2 protein-coding genes and 1 pseudogene are annotated in these 5,941 nt (G+C 46.3%); all 3 read left to right on the forward strand.

Going from position 1 to position 5,941, the window contains the following annotated elements; translation table 11 throughout:
• Window positions 1–3,289, forward strand: a 3,289-nt coding sequence (locus AC3A8L_RS17555; protein WP_487963575.1) for a BspA family leucine-rich repeat surface protein, incomplete at its 5' end; no start/stop codon positions are given.
• A 461-nt stretch (window positions 3,290–3,750) separates the two neighbouring features.
• Complete coding sequence (locus AC3A8L_RS17560) at window positions 3,751–4,419, forward strand: hypothetical protein (RefSeq protein WP_487963576.1); 669 nt, start codon at window positions 3,751–3,753, stop codon at window positions 4,417–4,419.
• Window positions 4,420–4,494: 75 nt separating this feature from the next.
• Window positions 4,495–5,941, forward strand: a pseudogene (locus tag AC3A8L_RS17565) (hypothetical protein); the annotation flags it as partial.

Raw genomic sequence — 5,941 nt, forward strand, 5'->3', positions numbered from 1 at the left:
AGATGAAAATGGGGTGCAGATTCGCTTTAGCCAGGTATTAAATATTAATGTTGAAGCTGATGATGATGCACCGAGCGCTCCGGCTATTGCAGATGTTGCAAATACCGCGCTGGAGGTTAATCAATCATTATTGTTAGAGAGGAGTATTGCTTCCATTGACGCAGAGTCTCAGCCAATCACTTATCGTTGGGAGCAAGCGTTCGGGGGCGCAACATCCGAGATTTGCGGTGATGTAGAGTCGTGCAATTTCACCCCGCAAGAGGATGGTCAATATTCGATAGCGCTTATTGCATCCGATGGCGAAACAGAGGTGTCATCAGCATTGGTGAATATTACGGTTTTGGTGCCTATATCGGCTCAAATCACCGAGTTTCCGGTTGAGATCTTCGATGCTTCCTTTGCCTTTCCTTTGCAGGCTGAAGCAAATAGAGAAGAAGGCGTTAATTTCGAATGGCAAATAGATCCAAGCAATCGCAATAGCGCGGCAATTACTATCAATAATGCAACCTCTTTAACCGGGGCAAGCATGACGATTGGTGCCAGTATTTTGGATGGAATTACTCGCGAGACCCGTGATGACGATCCCGATGGTTTGCGAACTGTGAACCTATTATTGTTAGCTGATGACGTTGTTGTCACGTCGGCCCCAATGACGATTGTATTGCCGTTTGTTACGGTTTGGGATACTAGTGTCACTACCGCCCAAGTTACAGTGAGTGAGCTTGAATCCATATCGGCTTCAAATGCGCTAAGTATCAGTGCTAAGGCTAACCTAGTATACAACTACATTATTGACTGGGGGGATAACACGCCTCCGCAGCCTGAGCGGCTAACTGGCGATACGAGTCATACCTACGAAGAGGGCGGGCTTAAAACGGTAAAAATAATAGGTGAATTTCCCCACCTAACTCATGCAGAAGGAGTGTCAGAGTCATCAGTATTCGTGACGACTACAGATGCAATAAAACTGGTCACAGTTCAGCGTTGGGGGGATATTGCATGGCAGTCGATGAATGCATCTTTTCAGTGGTGCGCCAACTTGCGGGAATTTGTGACAGAGGTTGCAGAGGATGCACCCGATTTATCCGCTGTAGAGGACATGAGCTTTATGTTCACCTACGCGGAAAATTTTAACGACAATATTAGTCACTGGAATGTTTCTAACGTAAAGTCTATGCGGTTTATGTTTCAGTATGCCTTGGCATTTAATCAAGATTTAAACAGTGAAACTTGGGATGTGTCTGCGGTAACAAATTTTTTCAGAATGTTTTATGTGGCACGTTCATTTAATGGTGATATCTCGAATTGGAAAACCACCAGTGCCGAGAGTATGGGAGGCATGTTCGATGCGTCAAACTTTAATGGCGATATTTCTGGGTGGGAAACCGGTACGGTGACTAATATGCTGAGCATGTTTGTCGGCGCGCCTTTTAATCAAAACCTTGGCGCTTGGGATATATCTTCAGTTGATAATATGAACTCTATGTTTAATAGCACGGAGCTATCGACTCAAAACTACGATGCCATACTTATCGGTTGGAGCGAACGAGCTAATATTCAATCGAATGTCTCGCTTGGCGCTATCGATAGCCAATATTCTGCTGCGGCAGCCAGTGCTAGGGAATTTCTAACCGACCCCAATGGCGCTAACTGGACCATTAACGACGGCGGACCTGTGGTATCGCTTGCGTTTGTTGATAAAGAAGGCAATCCACTTTCGGAAGTGTATAAGTTTACTAATGATGATTCGTTTTTTCTTAATGTCTCGGGTGGCGCTATTGGTGATGTTGAGTTTGGCTCTTCTGATGAATCTGTCGCTCGGGTCAATGAGTTAGGTGAGGTCACAGTAATTTCTTCGGGGAGTGTAGGAATTACTGTGACGGCTAATGTTTCTTCTGAACCCATTACCCTTCAATTGTTTGTTCAAAAGTATGAAGGCGTTCGAGCTGAGCTCCCGTTTGATACGTTTATTGATTTCGGTGTTGAAGAGTTTGTTGGACCTCAGCCGTCGACCATTTCTACTCCTGTTAGGGAAATCGCTTTGGGTGATGGAGTTGTCTATGGCGTTCATGAAGAATTTAGAGATGTGGTCTATACGTTCCTTACAACTAGTAGCGCTCAATTGGGCTTTGGCGACACGATTGATAATTTGTATGGTGTGTCTAGTTTAAGAACAGTGGGGTCTGACCTGTTTGTCGTTTCAGTCGACAGTGAAAGAGAAAATAAAATTTCTCGTTTCGATGCTAGTGTTCGTCCCTCGCTCCCAAGTTTTGTAGAGGATTTTTCGGATGAAGTGTCTGAAAGCTCTTCAATGACTAATGGGGTTTACGCCGTTTCTGATAAATACGTTGCCTGGAGTAATAATTCGGCTGGACCACCGAATGGTGAGTACAAAGTTAAGGTGGCGAAGCTGGATGGCGGTGAGGTTGTTGAGTTTTTGCCTACATATTTTCAAACATATTCAATGAGAATAGAGGGCGATTATCTGTACTTGTCAGGTAATGCATTTCAACAGAGTGACGAAGTGCTTAGTGTCTGGGTATACGATTTAACCGTTCTCCCAGAGGCACCTATACGTCTTGGTATTGCGGCAGAAAGAGAATATCGCGTTGGGTTCACGGGTAATATATTTGGGGTGAATAACGGATATGCTTACACTGATTTATTCTCAATTGACCCAAGTGATTTTCAAATAATTGATATTACTAACCTCGATGACTTTTCTACATCGAAAACGGTATTCGAGGGGCGATTTGGTTCGGGTGGGCCTCCTCAGGGGTATGTTAGTGAAAACTCGGCTTACTTTTGGAACGGTTCGTCGATTATTCGTTACGATACATCGAGCCCCGAGAATAGCTTTATCGATTTTCACATGAATGTTGAAAGGGAGCGGACAAATGCTCTTTGCCCTATACAGCGGCAATGTTTTGCGGCTAACGACAATTTATTGTTCCTTGGGGCTGGAGAGTTGCAGGGGTACGATATTCGAGGGAGCATTACTATTGGTGACCCTAGTGGAAAAGCAAGTTTAGGTATGTCTACTGAGATTGAATTCCGTTGGGGCAGTAGTAATGCGAATCGTTTGGAAGAATTTCAGTGCTTCGGCAGTGGCGGAGCCTCTTGTCAAATTGTAGGTTTAGAGCAGTCAACAAGAACTGGTACTTTGAGCGTGACTCTACCAGCGGTAAATGACGATGAAAACCCATCTGGTCACTATGAAGTGATTCTCGGGGCGGGCAATAAATCAATGTTTGTAGCGGACCAAATTTACTTAAAAGCTGCCAATTAATTAACTCGGTAGGATGAAGCGTTTAATCAAGGTATTAGTAGTGTAGGGTATGAGATGCTCACGCAGGCGCCGAGGGTGTCTCTTCAGGTTTTCCGTGGCGAGATCAAAGTCGTCATGGATAATATCCTATTTGATGGTATTAGCTTAATTGATCAGTCGAGGTGTCAAGCGCTACCTATGGCGGTATTGGCTGGGTTTAAAGTTTGAAAACGGTTCTGGGTAACAAGTAGAGGGAGTGGGTATTGGCAAATACGGCCGGCCTCAAAAGGGGCAAAAGCCTCTTGTACCCCTCCTCAATCTTCGCTACCATCATCCGACCAAAAATTGACGCATGGATAGGCGGCGTTTTGGCATAAGTGCTTGTCTGTTTAATAAATAAACAATTGTCGACAGTTTAATGACATAGCATTAGAATACGCGCCACGTTTTTCTTGGCTTCCCACTAAAAGGACTTAAAAGATATGTTTTACCTTCTTCGCCGCACACGGATTGCAGCATCTCTTTTGTCGGGTTTGATCGCTTCTTCGCTATTTGCGCAGGCGGCCTATGCCATTGACTTTATTGCCCCCCAAATTGAACACAAACTCACCACCGAAGGTGTTGCCCAAGGCGATGATCATTTGGTGACCGCGAAGGTTACCGATGACACTGGCGTCGATACCGTTATCCTCCACTACCGTGAAAAAGGGACGCGCAACTTTGAGCCCACGGTAATGCAAAACCTCGATGGCTCAGCCCATTACGAGGCTTTGATCATTGGCCAAAGTATTCACACGGCAGGGATAGAGTACTTCTTCGAAGCTACTGATAGCTCGGGCAATACGCTTGAGATGTACGGCAGCGATGGCGAGCCTTTTTCTGTTGCGGTTGTGCAGCAAGAGGTGAGCGTAGTGAATAAGATTAACATCACGGTGCCCAATGGCGCACGTGGTGGCCCCTCTAACCAATCTGTTTTGCCAATCAAAAAATCAAGCAACAAGAAAACCTGGCTTTGGGTTGGCTTGGGCGTGTTAGCGGCGGCGGTTATTGCGGGTGCTGCTGGGGGTGGCTCCGACTCGGGTCCAGCAGCAACTCAACCGGCGGACAATACCGGCGATTTAGACATCTCTACGCCGGTACCTGTTAATTAGCCGTTTTCCCCTATCGGCTCAGGTTTATTGCACACTTCTTCAACTTTTTTAGCTTTCAACATCAAGGTGATTCACGTGAAATTTTCAGCCAGGACGCTTGCCGCAGCACTTGTTTGTTCAGCACTTCTCAGTGGTTGTTTTAATAAAAGCGAGAAGCAGGAATGGCAGGTGGAGCCAGAAGGGGAGCAAAGTAGCTTCTCTGTGCCGCAAAAAGTGCAGTTAAAGGTTGAGGCCGAGAATTTATCCGCGCAGGTTCAGGTGGACCTCGATGGCTGGCAGCCGTTGTTGATTAGTGGTGATACGGCCACTGGCAATGTGTCGGGTATTGTTGAAGGCAATCATAGGATTAGTATTCGCTTTATGTACACAACGCCTTTGTATGGTGAGCTAGTGCTGGCGGAAGCGACTAAGAATGTACAAGTTATTGCTGGTACAAGCACACGCCTAGAAATTCTAGAAAGTGATTACATATTAAATATATTTGACGAAGATAGTGATGGGATCAGCAACGCTGATGAGATTGAGCAAGGCACAAGCCCAATAGACCCTAATGACCCGCCGCCGACATCGTCTTCTGCTCCGAGTAGCCTTAACGAAGTGTCATCAAGCAGTTTATCATCGGTAGTTAGCTCGAGTTCAGAGCCCGGTCCCGGTGACATTCCAAGCAGTGTTACCTCAAGTTCATCGTTATCGTCTACAAGTTCTAGTACCACGATAAGTGGCCCGGTAGATAATGCAGTGGCTTTTGCGGGGCGAGATATTCTCGATGCTAAGGAGGGAGATCTTGTTGAGATTCAGGGCGATGCTGTCAGTCCCACGGCACCGGTGACTTATGCGTGGAGTTATACCGGTATTGAAAATGTTGAGCTAAGTGGTGTAGACACCGACACCTTAAGTTTCCAAACCGGCGACTATTTGCAATCGCAAATCTTTGAGTTTGAGCTAGTCGTTACCGTGGGTGAAACAGTGTCGGCCCCAGATACGGTAATAGTAGTGGTTACAGCCGATAACGACGCTCCGGTTGTGTCTTTTTTTCCAGCAGAGCGAACAGTTGCTCCGGGTGCGACTGTAGGGCTTGTCCCTCTTACACATGCAGACCCAGAAGGTCAGTCTTTAACGTACAGTTGGGAGCCTTCAGCCCTAAACCCTTTAACGGTTGACGATTTCAGCTTCGATAATGAAACAGCCACTTTCACCGCGCCCACACCCGAAATCGCGAACGAGAGTCTTACCTTGGTGTTTGAACTCACGGTGAGTGATGGCGTTAATGAGACGGTTCAACCTGTAACGGTTATTGTCACAGGCGGTAACGAAATCCCTGTAGCCGATATTACCACGGCGAATGATGCGACCAGTGTGGACGAAAACAGCACGTTGGTTTTAAGTGGTGCAGATTCTATAGACGATTACACCACTCCCGAGAACTTGAGCTACCAATGGGCGCTGGAAGGTGATGTTGCGTTTGAGTTGGGTATTACTGATTGGACAACTCAAGACATTACCGTCGTTGCGCCTAACTTAG

The organism is Marinagarivorans sp. (assembly GCF_982758155.1).